The 15,986-nt window shown below is 58.3% G+C and carries 18 protein-coding genes and 2 tRNA genes; 11 read left to right on the plus strand and 9 right to left on the minus strand.

Annotation, left to right across the window (positions count from 1 at the left end; genetic code table 11):
- The coding region (locus QMC91_RS06580) for an archaellin/type IV pilin N-terminal domain-containing protein (RefSeq protein ID WP_366944384.1) at positions 1–297 on the minus strand (297 nt) is incomplete at its 3' end.
- Positions 298–672: 375 nt separating this feature from the next.
- Between QMC91_RS06580 and QMC91_RS06585 the strand changes: the two genes are divergently transcribed.
- Positions 673–1,353 (plus strand): hypothetical protein, encoded by a 681-nt coding sequence (locus tag QMC91_RS06585; RefSeq protein ID WP_300236965.1) that lies wholly within the window; start codon positions 673–675, stop codon positions 1,351–1,353.
- A gap of 588 nt (positions 1,354–1,941) precedes the next feature.
- On the opposite strand, the gene speB is transcribed toward QMC91_RS06585, so the two are convergent.
- The gene (speB, locus tag QMC91_RS06590) at positions 1,942–2,793 is read right to left on the minus strand and encodes an agmatinase (RefSeq protein WP_300236967.1); all 852 of its coding nucleotides are present in this window, start codon (positions 2,791–2,793) and stop codon (positions 1,942–1,944) included.
- A 20-nt stretch (positions 2,794–2,813) separates the two neighbouring features.
- On the minus strand, positions 2,814–3,191 hold the full coding sequence (locus tag QMC91_RS06595; RefSeq protein ID WP_300236969.1) for a translation initiation factor IF-5A: 378 nt from the start codon (positions 3,189–3,191) through the stop codon (positions 2,814–2,816).
- 86 nt (positions 3,192–3,277) lie between these two features.
- On the opposite strand from QMC91_RS06595, the gene QMC91_RS06600 reads away from it, so the two are divergent.
- The 3 genes from QMC91_RS06600 to QMC91_RS06610 all read left to right on the plus strand — a co-directional run bounded on the left by QMC91_RS06600 (position 3,278) and on the right by QMC91_RS06610 (position 5,670).
- Positions 3,278–4,072, plus strand: coding sequence for a bifunctional fructose-bisphosphatase/inositol-phosphate phosphatase (locus QMC91_RS06600; RefSeq protein ID WP_300236970.1), 795 nt, complete (start codon positions 3,278–3,280; stop codon positions 4,070–4,072).
- The gene (locus QMC91_RS06605; protein ID WP_300236972.1) at positions 4,069–4,881 is read left to right on the plus strand and encodes an NAD(+)/NADH kinase; all 813 of its coding nucleotides are present in this window, start codon (positions 4,069–4,071) and stop codon (positions 4,879–4,881) included. Before QMC91_RS06600 ends, QMC91_RS06605 begins: the two co-directional genes overlap by 4 nt.
- Before the next feature lie 72 nt (positions 4,882–4,953).
- Complete coding sequence (locus QMC91_RS06610; RefSeq protein WP_300236974.1) at positions 4,954–5,670, plus strand: DUF169 domain-containing protein; 717 nt, start codon at positions 4,954–4,956, stop codon at positions 5,668–5,670.
- A gap of 655 nt (positions 5,671–6,325) precedes the next feature.
- Here QMC91_RS06610 and QMC91_RS06615 read toward each other — a convergent pair.
- Both QMC91_RS06615 and QMC91_RS06620 read right to left on the minus strand, forming a co-directional pair.
- Positions 6,326–6,398 (minus strand) — tRNA-Thr (locus tag QMC91_RS06615).
- A gap of 80 nt (positions 6,399–6,478) precedes the next feature.
- Positions 6,479–7,204, minus strand: coding sequence for a sugar phosphate isomerase/epimerase family protein (locus QMC91_RS06620; RefSeq protein ID WP_300236976.1), 726 nt, complete (start codon positions 7,202–7,204; stop codon positions 6,479–6,481).
- A gap of 118 nt (positions 7,205–7,322) precedes the next feature.
- Here QMC91_RS06620 and QMC91_RS06625 point away from each other — a divergent pair, with 118 nt between their 5' ends.
- From QMC91_RS06625 to QMC91_RS06645, 5 genes are all read left to right on the plus strand, one after another.
- Entirely contained in the window at positions 7,323–8,501 is a 1,179-nt protein-coding gene (locus QMC91_RS06625; RefSeq protein WP_300236978.1) for a hypothetical protein, read from the plus strand.
- A 62-nt stretch (positions 8,502–8,563) separates the two neighbouring features.
- The gene (locus QMC91_RS06630) at positions 8,564–8,887 is read left to right on the plus strand and encodes a hypothetical protein (protein WP_300236980.1); all 324 of its coding nucleotides are present in this window, start codon (positions 8,564–8,566) and stop codon (positions 8,885–8,887) included.
- On the plus strand, positions 8,881–9,318 hold the full coding sequence (locus QMC91_RS06635; RefSeq protein WP_300236982.1) for a hypothetical protein: 438 nt from the start codon (positions 8,881–8,883) through the stop codon (positions 9,316–9,318). The genes QMC91_RS06630 and QMC91_RS06635 overlap by 7 nt, the downstream gene beginning before the upstream one ends.
- 103 nt (positions 9,319–9,421) lie before the next feature.
- Positions 9,422–10,453 carry a hydrogenase formation protein HypD gene (hypD, locus tag QMC91_RS06640; RefSeq protein ID WP_300236984.1) on the plus strand — a complete coding sequence of 344 codons (1,032 nt, stop codon included), beginning with the start codon at positions 9,422–9,424 and terminating at the stop codon, positions 10,451–10,453.
- Positions 10,454–10,509: 56 nt separating this feature from the next.
- Positions 10,510–10,581: transfer RNA gene (locus QMC91_RS06645), tRNA-Arg, on the plus strand.
- A gap of 42 nt (positions 10,582–10,623) precedes the next feature.
- On the opposite strand, the gene QMC91_RS06650 is transcribed toward QMC91_RS06645, so the two are convergent.
- Positions 10,624–11,766, minus strand: coding sequence for a PAS domain S-box protein (locus QMC91_RS06650; protein ID WP_300236986.1), 1,143 nt, complete (start codon positions 11,764–11,766; stop codon positions 10,624–10,626).
- Positions 11,750–12,862, minus strand: coding sequence for an alcohol dehydrogenase-like regulatory protein ErcA (ercA, locus tag QMC91_RS06655; protein ID WP_300236988.1), 1,113 nt, complete (start codon positions 12,860–12,862; stop codon positions 11,750–11,752). Before ercA ends, QMC91_RS06650 begins: the two co-directional genes overlap by 17 nt.
- Positions 12,863–13,360: 498 nt before the next feature.
- On the opposite strand from ercA, the gene QMC91_RS06660 reads away from it, so the two are divergent.
- Positions 13,361–14,047, plus strand: coding sequence for a hypothetical protein (locus QMC91_RS06660; protein ID WP_300236990.1), 687 nt, complete (start codon positions 13,361–13,363; stop codon positions 14,045–14,047).
- Positions 14,048–14,332: 285 nt separating this feature from the next.
- Here the strand turns inward: QMC91_RS06660 and QMC91_RS06665 are convergent, their stop codons facing one another.
- Positions 14,333–14,572 (minus strand): MTH865 family protein, encoded by a 240-nt coding sequence (locus tag QMC91_RS06665; protein WP_300236992.1) that lies wholly within the window; start codon positions 14,570–14,572, stop codon positions 14,333–14,335.
- Positions 14,569–14,742 carry a hypothetical protein gene (locus QMC91_RS06670; protein ID WP_300236994.1) on the minus strand — a complete coding sequence of 58 codons (174 nt, stop codon included), beginning with the start codon at positions 14,740–14,742 and terminating at the stop codon, positions 14,569–14,571. Before QMC91_RS06670 ends, QMC91_RS06665 begins: the two co-directional genes overlap by 4 nt.
- Before the next feature lie 135 nt (positions 14,743–14,877).
- Between QMC91_RS06670 and QMC91_RS06675 the strand changes: the two genes are divergently transcribed.
- A complete protein-coding gene (locus tag QMC91_RS06675; RefSeq protein ID WP_300236996.1) occupies positions 14,878–15,651 on the plus strand; it encodes a winged helix-turn-helix domain-containing protein in 774 nt (257 codons plus the stop codon).
- Positions 15,652–15,986 lie beyond the last annotated feature (335 nt).

Here is a 15,986-nt window from a genome sequence, read left to right on the forward strand (position 1 = left end):
GAAGGTCACCTTCTTCATATCCACCGGTGCCCCCCCGGCAGCAAGCTGCAGGAAGAAGGAGATATTCCCAAGCGTGGAATTATCTTTGGCCTGCACAACCACCGGCCCCGAGACCTCCAGGTTCGAGGTCGCCTGACCGACGCCCGTGTGCACCGTCCTCTGCGCCTCTCCCGTCGCGAAGAACCCGGCACCGAGCATAACATACGAGAAGACTGCGGCCACTACCACGAACGCGATCAACACGATCGCGGCCTCAAGGCCGGTGAAACCCTCCTCGTTTCTCATCAATTTGCTCATGAAACGTTTCCTCCTGATACCGGATGCCCGGATGAAACCCTCATCCAGACCACTACGGTTCACTTGAGTCTATACACAACCTTATATAAATAATTTTTCTCTGCAACAGGAAAGGATGGTGCCCCATATAGTGGCATGGGATGCAGGCAACCAGGCAGTTAAAGTCCAAAATAGGCATCACACGGGTATTTCAGTCGAAATTGCAACCGGAGGGAGCCTGGAAAACTCCGCGTGCAAAAGTCCCAACTATTGGAAATATTATTCAAAAACGGGAAATATCCTGTACCAACCCCAACACCCTGCCGCAGGTGCACAACCGCGGGTGTGATATGCTGCGGCGGCAAACACTCTCAACAGAGAGAAGGAAGAGAGAGTATGGGAGCAAAGGCGGATATATTTTACGTTATCCTCGGCATTGTGGTCGTTATCCTGCTGGCCCTGGTCATCAAGCCGATAGCGATGGGGGAGACACCAAGGCTGCCGTGGGGATTGGAGGGAGGAGAGGATGTGATGCCAACCGTAACCCCGGCCTGGGTGCCCACGATCCCCACCGCAACAGCGACACCCACACCCACCCCGGCGCCCCCCTGGAACGGGACGCCGCAGAAGATCGGGTTCGTCGACCCTTCAACCTACCAGATCCCTGCCGGCGAGAGCCGCATAAACATGACCACCCTGCCGGTGAACACATCCGCCCCGACACGCTGGGTGACATACGCAACGATCGACGGGCAGTGGTCGGGAACAACCGGGATCGTCCGGATCCCCTATCCCATCTGGCGGCTCGATTACTCTGATATAACGACCTCAAACTATGAGATCTCCCTCTTTAACTGCCAGGTCATGGACGCCGCCGACCCGAACAGGTTCGTCAGGATCATCACACTCGACTTCCGCGACTTCCTGGCGATGAAGGATAAACCAGACCTCCGGAAGGAGCAGTGGGGGAGCACCTTCCATGAGGGCTATCATGACTACTACTTCGTCATCAACGCACGATGCATCGACTCATACCACCTGAAGATCCAGGTGCCGGAGCAGTATCTGGGCGGGTAAGAAGGAATGAGGAGCGCTTTCCCCACTCCGCCATCTCCTGGATGGTTCCGATATTCTTTTTCTCGCCGGACGCCCACACCGCCCGACCACCGAAGGAGGCGGGCAGTGATCGGCGATAGACCCGGAAGGCCGTGCCAGGGGAGCATGAGTGAGACAATCCGGAGAGATACACTCCCGGGGACAGTGTATCAAGGGAGAATCGCCCCCGTGGGGAGGGGCTGACGGGGAGGGGGCGGAACGCCCCTTCCCCTGTCTCTTGCATCTTTCCTTGAACGGTTTTCATAGAACACCCCCACCACCCGGCCGCTGACGCGGCCTCCGCCCGCCCCCTGCGAAGGAGGCGGGCAGTACAGGGTGATATGCCCCAAGAGCCGTGCAAGGGTGAGAAACACGATCTCCACGGTGGTTTCACCGAAACACCAGAGCTTGTTCCCCCAATGCCTCCACGTGTCAGCGCGAAAGTATTTCTATGCTGTATGTAAAGAGTCAACCACCCTCACCGCCCGGTCGCCCCTGATACCTTATAACGAAGAACGAGAAGGGGGTGGCGGCGCACCCGATCCAAACCACCGGTTCCGCCAGCGTCGTTCAACGCCCGCCAACCCAGTGCCGCACGATAAACTCCCGCACCAGCACCGCCGCCACCGCCGCCGTCTGCCCGGCATCAAACGGCGCAACCTCAACGTAGTCGAATGCCGCAACATGCGGCGCAAGCGTGCGGACGACCTCCCGAAGATCGAGCGGCGTCATCCCGAACGGTTCCGGCGTCCCGAGACCCGGCGTCAGGCAACAGTCGATCGCATCAGCATCGATCGAGAGGTAGACCCGCCGCCCCTCGACCGTCTCCAGAACATCGCCGAGGACAGCACCGATCCCGCGCTGCCGCACCACATCGGCGGTATACAGCCGCGTCTTCTCCGCCGCAATCTCAAACTGCTCGCGGTCACCGCTCCGCCCCCCGATGATCACAACATCCCCCACCGTCTCGAGGACGCGCCGGGTGACACAACCATGACTGTAGGGCGTTCCATCAAGTTCGTCCCGGAGATCCAGATGGGCATCGCAGACCACGTAGACCTCCGGCTCCACCGCCCTCACCGCCCCGACCGTCGCGGTATGCTCGCCGCCGAGCATAACCGGGATCTTTCCGTCGCGGACAATATCCCGAACTACCCCGGCAACCTCCTCAACAACAGCCTCCGGCAGCCTGGAGACCCGGAGATCGCCGAGATCCGTCACCGGAACGTCAAACAGGTCTATCCCCATAGCAGGGTCATAGGCCTCGAAGTTAAACGAGAACTCCCTGATCGCCCGCGGCCCAAACCGTGTCCCGGGGCGAAACGAGGTCGTTCCATCGTAGGGGACGCCGAATATCGCGTAACGGGCAACCTCATACGATGTATCCGCATCCGCAAAATGGGGATGGAAAAGGTCGTGCATAACCGATTATCCAGAAGATCTCACTCGAGTTTCTTCTTGCCCAGAGACGCTATGTAGGCGACTTCCTTGCCCGGTTCGAGGCCGGCAGCCTCTGCCTCGGTCACGTTGAGTTCAAACATCTCGAAGTCCTTGACGTCCATGAGCTGGACGGTCGTCCCGGCGATCGAGATCACCTGCGCAATCTTCCGCTCGACTACCGGAACATAGGTCTTTGCCGATACCGGCTGAACTATCGAGCGCTTCACGCCATCAAAGACCCCTATACAGTCTATGCGGGACTTTGCCGCTCCGTGCTTCCCCGGCTTGGAGGTGGCGATGGAGACGATCCTGCATGGCTCGTCATCCACGACAACGTAGCGCCCCTCTTTAAGCTTCCCAACTTCTGTCTGTTCCTTCATATCGTCTCACTTTGTAAACGCGTGATTAATGTATCTGGATTGCATTACATAAATACACCGTAGAACAATAGACAGGACGAGAGGAATTGAGGCGGTTCATCAGAGCGTGTGACGATCTGGCAGGGGCCGTCCGGGATGCCGTTGCTGAGATGGTCGGGACGCCAGAAGCAGGTGATTACGTCAGGATGGGCGCTGACGGCACTCCCACAAAGAAGATCGACCAGATCGCAGAGGATATCGTCGTGGATTATCTTGCCGATCATCCCCTTTGCCAGCGTCTTATCAGCGAAGAACTCGGTTGCGCAGCGATGACCGGCGAGAGGGGCACCATCTTCCTCGACCCCGTTGACGGCACCTACAACGCCATTGTCGGGATCCCCTTCTACGCCATCTCCATCGCGTATGCCGAGGAGGGGGTGGTGACCGCAGGATACGTCCAGAACCTCGCCACCGGCGAGACTTTCCACGCCATCCGTGGGGAGGGGGCCTTGCGGAACGGCCACACGATACACGTCTCGAGGGTATCGAGACTTGAAGAGAGCGCCATGAGCGTTTACGGGGGCAGGGGATCTGACGCAGCCCCCATCCAGCGGATCGGCCAGAAGATCCGGCGCTGCCGCCTCCTTGGCGCATCGGCACTCGAACTATGTTACGTTGGTTGCGGGCGCATAGATGGGTTTGTCGACCTCCGGGGAGCGCTCCGGGTCACCGATGCCGCGGCCGGGATGCTGATCTGCAAGGAAGCCGGCGGGGTGGTCTCCGACCCCGGAGGTGGCGAGATTGCCTTCCCCGACGACGTCTCTGCCGGTCGGCGTATCATCGCCACGAATGGGATCCTGCACGGCAGGCTCATCGAACATCTGAAGGGTAACCACACATGAGGATAATACTGGTATCGCGTCTCGATGACGCGGAGGCGCTCCGCTACGCCGCATCGCTTGACCGGGAACTCAAAGACCTCGGGCATGAGGTGGCCCTGGAAGAGGGCACAGCACGTCATCTCATGAGAGAGGGCATCCCATTTGAGGAGATCGACGGCGACATGGTTGTGGTTGTCGGCGGCGACGGTTCCGTCCTCCTCACCGTCCAGCGTATGAGAAAACAGGTCCCCATCCTCGGGATCAACTGGGGAGAGGTAGGGTTCCTCACCGACCTTGAACCCGGGGAGGCAGGCGATTTCTTCGCCGCCAACCTGAATGGGTTTGAGGTCGAGCAGCGGATGCGGATCAGCCTCTCCGCCGGAGGAAGACCGCTCGGCGATGCCCTGAACGAAGGGCTCATTGTCACCGACCGCCCGGCAAAGATGCTGCGGTTCGGCGTCTACGTCGACAGAACGCTCGCAGAACGGTTCCGGGCGGACGGCCTGCTGGTATCAACCCCGACCGGATCGACCGCATATGCCATGAGCGCTGGCGGACCGATCGTCGACCCGCAGATCGAGGGTATCCTGCTCGTCCCCCTCGCGCCCTACATGCTCTCGTCCCGGCCACACATCATCAGCACCAGGAGGAGACTTGAGATCACCCTTGAGACCGAGAAACCGGCGCACCTCGTCATCGACGGTCAGACCACGCTTGAACTCCCGAAGGAAGCAACCCTCACGGTCAAAAAGTCGGATCAACCCGCTCTCTTCGTCAACACCGGCAAACAGTTCTTTGAGAAGGTGAACCGGAAACTGCGGAACCTCTGATCCGGTTGGTGCATCAAGGATAGATTTATCGGTAACCATGGAAATTATCCCAGCAGAGGAGTGAGCACGATTATGGAAGACCAGATGCGCACGAAGATCCCCTATGCGGAGATCGCAGATATGCTGAAGGCCAGCCTCAACCTGAGGGGTTCGCCGGTCGCGGTGAAGTTCGCCAGTAGCCCGGACGGTATCCCGGATGGGGTGGGGCCGATCGAGGAGACCGTCCGCCACTGCCAGATGGTCAGCAGGGCACGACTGAACGGTGAGATCTTCTACGCGACCACCGAGAGACATGCCTGCATGGGGGGCGCCTGGGCACTCGGGCTTCGCGAACTCACAGATAGCCTGCGCACGGGGGAGTTCTACTACAAACTCGGGAAGTTCGAGACCTGGGCCGCCTGCATGCGAACCATCCAGCAGGTTCCCCATCTCCCGGAGCCCACGACCTACGCAACCGTCTACGCACCGCTTGAGAAGACACCGTTTGACCCCCACGTCGTCGTCATCGTTGCAGAGCCACGGGCTATGCTGAAACTCGCGCAGGCGGAACTCTATCTCCTCGGCGGACGGGTAGAGTCGTCCATGGCCGGGATCCAGTCTGTCTGCGGGGATGCGACAGCGCTGCCATACCTCTCTGGAAAGGCCAACTACTCCCTTGGCTGCGACGGTTCGCGCCGGTTCTCCGGGATCGAGGATAACGAACTTGTTATGGGGATCCCCGGCGAACTGCTGCCAGAGTTTGCCAGGGCGCTCCCGATCGTCACCGGTGCGCCGGGTTCGGTGAAGTGACCTCTAGAAAACCTTTTCTCCCATTTTCACAATGGAAACCAGAATACGGGCCTGGTGCCCTCGCTGATGATGGAGCGACGGGGGAATAAGATGGTTCCTCGGCGAATAACCAGATCGAGCGGAGTGCGGCGATTTATCACGATGGGGAGCGTGCCAGGGGAGCGTGAGCGAGACGACCTGGGGCGAGATACCCTCCATGACACTGTATCGAGGGAGAATCACCCGCTGTGGGAGGTGGGCGGAAACGCCCAAATCCCCTGTCTCCTGCGTCTCTGGTTGAACTGTATTCGCGGAACAGCCCCACCACCCGGCCGTTGATCGCAATGACCGACGCCCGATTCTTCTTTTACATCGTAGAGCCCGGTCGCCAGGTTTGTCGCGCCGGTGGGGGAGGGGGCAAAGCGACGAGGTGTGGAGGTGATGCAGGCTCCTGCACTCAACACCGCTCTTTTTGAGGCATCTGGACGAGACTGCTCGATCGTGATTGCCTCATACCATCGATTTCAGGCACGATCGTGCCTGAAATCCACCCTTTCATCTCCGAAGCAAGGTCGTGCCATATATAGAATCTGTGACGGTATCTCGTTTCGCTTCACGAGAGGAATGATCACACTTGGCACCGGTTTCAAAAAAGATTAAGAACCTGAGTTCCTAGAGCCTCAGGCGAGATTCGAACTCGCGACCTTGTCCTTACCAAGGACACGCTCTACCGGCTGAGCCACTGAGGCGCAACGCACCACCTATGTTGGAGGTTTACCCTATAAAAGGTTACGGCAGGAGCGGCGCAGAAACACCGGAGCACCGCACTTTAACGTCTCCCGGCATCGATCGCCTCAAGCGCCGCTATGCTCGAGAGCACCCCTTCCAGCGTATCCACCTCGACTATGGGTATGACGCGGTTTCTGTGCACCGCCTCCATCACGGCCGCAAAATCGATCGTCCCCGTCCCAACCGGCGAGTGAGTGTCCCGCATACCGTCGTTGTCGTGAAGGTGGAAATGCGCCGCCGGATGATCCAGGAAACAGCCCAGACAGCCGTTCAGGTTTGCGTGGCCGACATCAAGAGCAAGCCCGAGCCCATCGATGAGCGGGAGATCGTCACAGGAACGAAGGAAGAAGTAGTCCGGACCGCCCATATTCTCCACAAAGAACGTGACCGAGAGGTCATCAGCACCTGCACTCAGTTCTGAGAGTGACTTCTGGAACTGCTTCGTTGACTCCTCCCGCTCCTCACGCCATGCGTAGTAACCCGGGTGAATCACCACTTCCGCCCCCACCTCAGCAGCGACGGCGAAGGCCTGGAGCAGGACATCGACGCTTGCCCGCCGGATCGGCTCAAGGAGACTCGCAACGTTAACACCACGGAATGGCGCGTGAATGAAGTAGCGAAACGAGTGGCTCTCGAGCGGTTCTGCGGTCTCCAGAGTATGCAGCCCCCCATCCATCACCTCCACACACCCGGTTATGGAGGCGAGGGTCTCAAGCGCCAGATCGAGTGGTTGATGTTGAAGGCAGTATGTCGAGACGCCAAACATACAGAATGTTCTGGCCGGATCGATAAATAGGTTAGGTACAAACCCCTGGAGACAGCATTACCGTGCATAAGACTCCGGTACGCATGGTTTATGCTATATTCGCCGCATACAGTTATCTATGGCTGACGGCTTTGTCCCGGAGGTTGTCGTCTCAAACCACCTTGAGAAGGTAAAAAACGAGATCTTCTCATACATCGAGTCAAACGCCAGAGCCATAGACGACAACTTCGCCGCTTTCTTCGGGAACATCGTCACGATCCTCGACAATGCCGGTGTCTCCATCCCCGACCAGGTTTACGACGAGTTCATCGACTCGATCGCCTACAGGGTCTTTGACGTCAGCAAACGGGCCGGAGACCTGAAGTTCCTGGCCCGCGCCTGCGAGATCGCCTGCGGGATGAAACGGAAGAAGGAGCGCAAGGCCGGCGTCCACCTTGCAGCAGCGGTCAAACTGATGAAGATCGGGATGCCACTTGCGGCAACTGCGTTTCTCCAACCATACCGAAAACATGATGCCACCGTTGGATGCTGGTACGCCTACTGTTACTACACCCTCTACAAAGATGGGTCGCCTGAACCCGGCTACTCCGCTGCCGAACGCTGGAACTACCTCAAGACCGCACGCCAGCATATGGAGGAACTCGGACAGGTGCAGCCCGGACTGAACCGCGTGGTCAAAGGAGAACTTGCAGATGACCGCTGGCTTATCGAACCGTTCTGGGTGATGATCTTTCTTGCTACCGAGTGGGTCCCTGAGAACCGGTGGTTCCTTGAGATCGGGATCGCACGCGCAAAGATGGAGAAGAACGAACCGGCACTGGTGAAACTGCTCCAGATCGGGTTCATCCGGTTTCCAAACGACATGCTCTTCTACCGCGAGGCCTACCACCTCAAGTTCGAGCAGGGCGACCTCGCAGACGCCCTTGGACTCATACGCGACCTTATCCAGAGGTTTCCCGAAGACCCCGAACCGGTCTACTACGGTCTCCGTACAGGTCTATACCTCCCCCAGAAGGAGGTCTTTGAGGAGTTCCGTATACGTGCCGAGGCGATAAAGATGCCCGGGCACGTCCTCTACCTCATCGACTACATGTATGCCTACCTCAGAGGCAGGATGGATCAGGCGACACTCTCTCTGGAAGAGTTCCACCGGAAGTACCCATCCCTTAACTACTACTCTGAGATCCTCCGGTTCATCACCGCTGAGATCCCCCCTACAGAGAGGGGCGTCAGGAGAACTCTATTCCTCTCGGTCGACAACTTCTGCAAGAAGATGCTGAAGATCGGAGAGACCTGAGGGTGCCGCAAAGAGCATCCTGATGGTTTCACGCAGCCTAACATCTACAGAGACACCCCTCCATGGCATACCGATACCTCTTTGGCCCTGTTGTATCCAGACGACCCGGAATCTCGCCTGGAGTGGGACTCGTGCCACCAAAGACCTGCAACTTCGACTGCGTTTACTGCGAGTGCTGGCCTACGACCAACATCACCTGCGAGCGGCGCGACTACTTCCCTGCCGATCAGATCATCGCAGAACTCAACGACTGCCCTGGAAAGGCGCCTGACCTCGACTACGTCACCTTCGCCGGTTCGGGGGAGTCAACGCTGCATGCCAGGATTGGCGAGATCATCGGGTTCCTCAAGGACCGCTACCCCCCCGTTACCGGGTCGCAGTGCTGACAAACATTACGCTCCTTGCAGATCCAGATGTCCGGGCCGCACTCATGCGGGCCGACCTCGTGGCACCGTCGCTTGATTCAGTCTCCGGGGAGAGGTTCCAGCGACTCCACCGCCCATGTCCCGGCGTCACCCCGGAGGGAGGGGTCGCCGGGCTGCGCGATTTTGTCCGGGAATACCCCGGCGAGGTCTGGCTCGAGATCTTCATAGTTCCCGGGATCAACGACAGAGACGACGAGATCCAGCGCGTGAAGGGGGCCATCGCCACCATAAACCCCGACCGCGTGCAGGTGAACACACTCGACCGGCCGGGAACCGGTCCCGCGGTGAGACCTGCACCGCTCCCGGTGCTCGAGCGGATCGCGGCAGAACTCGGCGGCGAGGTTGCCGGGGCGGAATCCACCGAAAGGGTGCAGCCCGGACGCGGGCGCTGAAGACTCAGGTCGCACTCCAGAAGAGCCCACCGTGGGGTCATTTGCGACTGTGGCATTACCGGCACGAATATGCCATAGCGCTGAGAGATCTATATGATTATTCATGGCGGCCGGTAAGGAGATACTCAGCACACTACAGACACTCGTCGATCGGGATATCACGCTCATGCATATCTGCGGGACTCACGAGGCGGCGATCGCACGCGCAGGGATCCGCAGCATCCTCCCGGAGAGGCTCAAGATCGTGATGGGGCCGGGCTGCCCCGTCTGTATCACGCCGCAGGGAGAGATCGACGCCGCACTGGAACTGGTGAACCGCGGTTGCACCATCACCACATACGGCGACCTCCTGCGGGTTCCGGGTTCGAGCGGATCGCTTGAGTCAAGCGGCGGGGATGTCCGCGTGGTGCAGGGTGTGCACAAAGCGGTTGAGATCGCACGGCGAGAACCGGAACGTGAGGTCGTCTTCATATCGGTCGGGTTCGAGACCACCGCTCCAACCGTTGCAGCAACCCTCCTCACACGGCCGCCGGATAACTTCTCGATCCTCTCATGCCACAGACTCGTCCCTCCGGCAATGGCCTGGCTCCTTGACCAGGGCGAGGCAGCGCTTGATGGGTTCATCCTACCGGGTCACGTCTGCACCGTTATGGGCTACCAGGAGTATGAGCAGTTCCCCGTCCCGCAGGTCGTTGCCGGGTTCGAACCCGAGGATATCCTCCTCGGGCTGCTGATGGCGGTCAGACAGGTCCGCGAGGGAAGACACGAGGTGGAGAACGCCTACCCCCGTGCGGTCACGCGGGAGGGAAACGTCAAGGCAAAACGCCTTATGTATGAGGTCTTCGAACCGTTCGATGTCGAGTGGCGGGGGTTCCCGGTTATCCCGGCCTCAGGCCTCCGGTTGAAACCGGAGTTTGAGGACTACGATGCGCAGAAGAAGTTCGATATCGAGATCCGGCATGTGGAGAAGCATTCCGCCTGTATCTGCGACCGCGTCCTGCGCGGCATCGCGAGGCCAGCTGACTGTAAACTCTTCGGGAAGGCCTGCACCCCCCGCACCCCGGTCGGCCCATGCATGGTCAGCCACGAAGGGGCGTGCAGGATATGGCACCTCTACGAGTCGCGGAGAGGCTGAAAACCTCCTGGCTCTCCGCTGGCCTTTTATACCATATGAAACAACCTAATATGGAAGTCCCGGTAGGGTAGTGGACATCCTGAAAGCCTCCGGAGCTTTCGACCCGGGTTCAAATCCCGGCCGGGGCGTTTACACTATTTGTTCAGGTCAGGACAGTTCCACCTTCCACTTCAGGTGTCTTCATCCATCAGCCTGGATAGGCCGATCGGTCTTCTCTCGGGCAACTCTACATCCTCACCGTGTTTTCGCAGGAAGTTCCTGACATTTGCGGACTCAACCCACCCCCGGTCAAGTTCGGCGATAAACCGATCTATCAGCCCCGCCTGCTCCAGGATCTTCTCCGCAAGGGGGTCGTCTATCATCTCCGCGCAGCCGACGATCACCTGGAGGGGGTTCCGGATATGGTCTCCGATAACCGCAAACTGCTCAATATTCTTTCCAAGCTGCGCGTAGGACTCTCGCTTCAGATTATCAAGCCTGATGCGCTCGGTGATATCCATGACGATCAGCATGATGCAGAAAGGCTGCCCGGTCTCGTTCTGCACAGCGCTGCCGGAGACCTCGATGTGAAACGACGATTCGTCGCGTCGCAACCCCTCCACCTCCAGTATGACCGGCCGGTTCTGCAGGAGATCACGGACGATCTCTTCCGCAACGGATGGGTCGACAAAGAAACTCTCCAGGTTCATCCCCCTGAGAGCCTCTGGACCGCTGTAGCCGAACATCTCCGCAAAGCTCGGATTCGCATACGTGACCGCTCTCTCCAGATCGGCGATCAGGATCCCGTTTATCGAGGATTCGAACGCGCTCTCCTTGATCCTGAGGTCGCGCTCGATCCGGATGCGCTCGGTGATGTCCCGTGCTATCGCCACGATGTAGCGGTCATCGCCGAAGGTGACCGAACGGAAAGCAACCTCCATCGGTATATCCCGGCCATCACGCGTGAGAAGCGAGACCCTATATGTCTCCCCCGACTCCGCCGGCGACCTGTGTCTTCGCCGGGCATAGTCAAGGAAGTCCGACCTCTGCTCGGGGCATACAAGGTCTTCAAAAGATCTGGAGAGAAGTTCTTCCCTTGAGTATCCGAGATACCTCTGTGCGGTGGCGTTAAAGTCCACAACTCTCCCGCCCTTTGCCTGGATCAGAAAGATTGCATCGTATGTCTGATCGAGCAGCGCCCTGAACCGCTCAAGTTCCGCAAGCCGGCTCTGGAGTTCCGGGTAGTAACTCTTATGGAGGGAGGTCTCCCCGAGACCGATGATCTTCTCACGTAGGGCTTCCCGAGCTAGCCGGGGGTCAGAGTGCTCGCTCATAGATCTCCTCAATCTCTTCGCGGGAAAGATCGCGGGGGTTTGTTGCAAGGCATGGATCAACGTATGCCCGTTCTGCAAGGGCCGGGATCATGTCCCTGGTGACACCGAGCGTGGAAAGCGTCCCGGAGATGCCAAGCGACCTCCTGAACGCCGCCACCACCCCTGCAGGTGACATCCATTCGTCCTGCCCCTGTCCGAGGATCGCGCCAATCCGGTCGTAGCGGATGGACGCCGCCTCGTAGTTGGCCTCGATCACATACTCAAGGAGGAGCGCGTTGCAGCGGCCGTGTGCAAGGTCATAGACCCCGCCGAGAGCGTGCGCCATGGCGTGCACCGCACCGACACTTGCATTGGAGAACGCAAGACCGGCGTGAAGGCTGGCAAGGAGGGTCGAGAACCGGAGGTTCAGGTCATCAGGGTTCTCGAGGACCGCCGGCATCGCTTTACTGGTAAGGCGTATCGACTCAAGGGCATGCAGATCGGTGATCGGGGAACTGGCGTTTGAGACGTATGCCTCGATCGCATGAGTGAGGGCATCGATACCGGAATCCACGGTAAGATCCCGCGGCATAGTCGTCAGGGGTTCGGGATCGAGCAGCGAGACGTCAGGGACGAGCGCCTTGGAGATGATGGCCACTTTGCGTCTACCCTCTTCGTCCCCGATGATAGCAAACTGGGAGATATCAGCGGATGTTCCAGCTGTCGTCGGGACGCATATGAGCGGCGGCGGGGGCAGCGGGACCCGGTCAACACCCTCGAACGAAAGTATATCCCGGCCGCTCACGCTCACTATCCCGATGCCCTTGGCACAGTCCATCGGGCTTCCTCCACCGACCGCGACAATCCCGTTGCAGCCTTCAGACCAATACACCTCCGCCCCCGCCATCACCTCACCGGCGCGAGGGTTCGGGCTGACAGAGTCATAGATGGTAAACGAGACCCCGGCTTCGGTCAGGCTCTCCCCTACGGCCTCAGCCCACCCGACGGCCCTGACACCAGGGTCGGTGACAAGGAGAAGGTGTCGCATCCCGAGGTTATGGGCATACCGGCCCGCAAGATCGAGCGCCCCCTGACCGCAGACAAATTCTGGGGCCACGAACTTTCTCAGTTCAAGTCGGTTTCTATGATTCATCCAGAACACCAGCCCGAGACATACGTGGAGAGCTTAACCCAGTAGTAGGGTGGTTTTTTCATATATATTTTGGTGAAAAACCGAAGGGTGGTAATATCCGTTACGATATATATTCTGTGGTAATCCAGAGCCATTTCAGAATTTTTTTTTCCACTGCTGGACCGTAGGTTTAGACCTTTGGGACGCCCAAAACCAGGTGGTCTCGCACACCCGTTAACAAAGAATGCCCTCGTTCGCGTGTATACCCTTACTGGAATCAGAGTGCGCAAAAAATGCTCACCTGCCACCGCCACAGCCCCCCTCGTGACGGGATAATGAGGGAGGGCACGGCGTCCCGACGATAAAGAATTGCACCCGATCTGCACAACCTTCTCCAGAGACCCTCCGGCTCTTTTCTCCCGGCGGGGAGTGGTGACAAAACACTTAAGAAAGATTTTTTGCTCATTAGGGTAGAGGCTCTGCATGCAGAGCGTTTTACGCAACCTACTGATCTTTTCTCTTCTCGCCTGCTGTTTTATTGTCCTTCCTTCGAGCGCTCAACCGCCCATAGGCGGCGACAATGGATGGTATGCAGTGAACTGCAACGTGAATGGAGCAGACGTCTACTTTGACAACGAATATCAGGGAACGATCGAGGCCGGTGTGCTCTACGTCCCTGTTTACACCACAGGAACTCCCTATAAGACCTTCCGCGTGGAGAAAGACGGCTACACGACATACTATGGGGAGGTCACCTCCGTCCCGGCCAAAGGGGAGGTCTTTGACCTTTACGCGACCCTCAACCCCGTCCAGCCCACAGCAGCACCGATAATCGGCGGGGATATCGGCTGGTACACCGTCCATGTCAACGTTGATGGGGCAACGGTTCAGTTCGATAACGAGGTCAAGGGTGTCACGAGCCAGGGAGTCCTTACCGTGGAGGTCTACACGACCGGAACACCCTACAGGACATACACCGTGACAAAGGAAGGGTATCAGACCTACACCGGCACCATCGAGCAGTACCCCGGGAAGGGTGAGACCGTCGACCTCTACGTGACGCTGAACCCGATCACGACACCCACACAGACCGCACCTCTCTCTCCGGCCATTGCTGGCGGCGCCCTGTTGATTGCGGGGCTGCTCCTGGTTGCGGGGAGAAAAGACTGAACAAACTATTTTTCATATTTTTCGCAGACACAACCCGGAGCCATCAGGTCATAGATCTGAAATACAAACTCACACCTTTCCCCGGCAGTAATGCGGGGGGGGACGATCAAGTCGCATCCGATGCGCGTCCTTCGTCACCAAACCCACCTTCCGGCGCAGGCAGTGTGTGGCGATAGACCGCTGGAAGCCGCGCAAGGGCCGGAAACAGGATCTTTAAGGTGGATCTCACCGGGACGCCTGAAGATATACTCGGGGGCATTGGAAAGCGCGGGCGCAAAAAAAAGTTTACATTCCCGCCCGGGAGAGAATGGTGTCGGCCACCTGCTCCGGGGTTTTGAATGGGAAATCCTCTGACTTCAGGAGAGAGCCCGCTTCACCTGCGGTCATCTCCACATCGCCTGCTTTACACCGGGTCTTTGCTCCATCAGGGAATGCAGCAAGGAGTTCCTCTGGCGTACCGATCGGGAACTTTGCACCGGCAAGAGCACCGATGATCTGTGCCCGGATCTCTTCTTTTACGTTCATTCTTTTACCTCCAGCATCTCAGTGATATCCCGCACGGCCTTTGCCAGCGAGCAGTCGTTGCTGTGCTCTGCACAGCCGAAACAGGCGCTCTTCACTGCAAGAAGCGCCTGCTCCGCCTTCTCGTCCGATACGGACTCTCTGGTGTAGCACCATTCAGGCATGGTTCTCACCGATCATCATATTCGACAGTTATATTAATATAGATTAGCGTCATTAAACTATACAAAAAACCGGGTGCTACACTCCCATGACCGAACACAACGACCCCGGCCACACCCGGGAACCTTATCAGAGGAGGGATGCCTGTGACTGACGGAGCAGAAAACTATCTCCGTGAGATAAAGGTGGTCCAAAAAGAGATTGAGGCTCTAAGAAACGAATTGCGGCGGTTTATAGACCACGCAAACAGCCAGAAAATCGAGATGGCGCTTTCAGGGCTCAGGAAAGAGTATGCCAGCCTCTTTGTCGAGCAGCATCTTGGCGACGCGGAGCGCGGGCTACAGGAACGGATGATCCGGGATTGTCCGATGCGTGACCAATGTTACGCCACATTCTACGATTTTCTCAAGAGTTCAGCAGAACTTATTGGAGACGGCGAGGTCCGTGAAGAGGTTGTCCGGTCATACCGCGACAGACTGGCAAAGATGCGAGAGGAGGGGAGATTTGAGAACTGCTCCACCTGTTTTGCCGAGACAAACCGTCTATTTGAGAAACAGATCGACCTGATGCGATCGCTCGGGATCTACCAGGGCGAGGAAGATACCCTGGCCATCGCCGATCTGCCTGGAGATACCCTGGTTCAGGACTTTCTTGAGCCGCTTGCAAACCGCCACAGGTTCAGGATCGTCCAGTCACTTGCCACCGGGACGCAGACATTCTCGGAGATCTCAACCCTGACCGGCCTGAAAGGGGGAAACCTGCTCTTTCATCTCAAGAAACTCCAGGATGCCGGGATGATCCTCCAGCAGCACGAGCGGGGAGACTACATCATAACCGGAAAGGGTTACAGGGCGCTCAAAGCCATCGGGGCGCTACAGTCACAGGAGGTCAAATCCACCCGGCGGGACGGGAGCAATTGAAGGTTAACCCCGCCAGGGGCACAAGAACCTCGCCGGTAGCGACGAGTCGTGGACGGCGGCGGTAATCTTTTCCCGGTCACGACCTCTCTCCTGCTCCCATAAGTACGGGGCAGGGTTTCCCCCTCCCTGGCGTTCGTATCCCCGGCAACAGAACCCGAGCGCAGAGACGCCCTGACGCTTTCCTCGTTTTGGCTCTTCTACCATACCCCGCAGGGGCATCGCCGATCGTTTTGCATCGATGCCGGATAGATTCGGCCCTGAAACCAGGGGTAAGAGATATATGCGTGCGATCACCTTTTTATGCAATGCCACCCTCGTGGGGATGACGACCGCGG

The sequence above is a fragment of the Methanoculleus sp. genome (assembly GCF_030019085.1).
In the GTDB taxonomy this organism is placed as follows: Archaea; Halobacteriota; Methanomicrobia; order Methanomicrobiales; family Methanoculleaceae; genus Methanoculleus.

What these genes read in the sequence shown, in the direction of transcription:
- QMC91_RS06585 (WP_300236965.1), top strand. Translation starts at nt 673, where the DNA reads ATGGGAGCAAAGGCGGATATATTTTACGTTATCCTCGGCATTGTGGTC.
- speB (WP_300236967.1), bottom strand. Translation starts at nt 2,793, where the DNA reads ATGCACGACCTTTTCCATCCCCATTTTGCGGATGCGGATACATCGTAT.
- QMC91_RS06595 (WP_300236969.1), bottom strand. Translation starts at nt 3,191, where the DNA reads ATGAAGGAACAGACAGAAGTTGGGAAGCTTAAAGAGGGGCGCTACGTT.
- QMC91_RS06605 (WP_300236972.1), top strand. Translation starts at nt 4,069, where the DNA reads ATGAGGATAATACTGGTATCGCGTCTCGATGACGCGGAGGCGCTCCGC.
- QMC91_RS06610 (WP_300236974.1), top strand. Translation starts at nt 4,954, where the DNA reads ATGGAAGACCAGATGCGCACGAAGATCCCCTATGCGGAGATCGCAGAT.
- QMC91_RS06620 (WP_300236976.1), bottom strand. Translation starts at nt 7,204, where the DNA reads ATGTTTGGCGTCTCGACATACTGCCTTCAACATCAACCACTCGATCTG.
- QMC91_RS06625 (WP_300236978.1), top strand. Translation starts at nt 7,323, where the DNA reads ATGGCTGACGGCTTTGTCCCGGAGGTTGTCGTCTCAAACCACCTTGAG.
- QMC91_RS06630 (WP_300236980.1), top strand. Translation starts at nt 8,564, where the DNA reads ATGGCATACCGATACCTCTTTGGCCCTGTTGTATCCAGACGACCCGGA.
- hypD (WP_300236984.1), top strand. Translation starts at nt 9,422, where the DNA reads ATGGCGGCCGGTAAGGAGATACTCAGCACACTACAGACACTCGTCGAT.
- QMC91_RS06650 (WP_300236986.1), bottom strand. Translation starts at nt 11,766, where the DNA reads ATGAGCGAGCACTCTGACCCCCGGCTAGCTCGGGAAGCCCTACGTGAG.
- QMC91_RS06660 (WP_300236990.1), top strand. Translation starts at nt 13,361, where the DNA reads ATGCAGAGCGTTTTACGCAACCTACTGATCTTTTCTCTTCTCGCCTGC.
- QMC91_RS06665 (WP_300236992.1), bottom strand. Translation starts at nt 14,572, where the DNA reads ATGAACGTAAAAGAAGAGATCCGGGCACAGATCATCGGTGCTCTTGCC.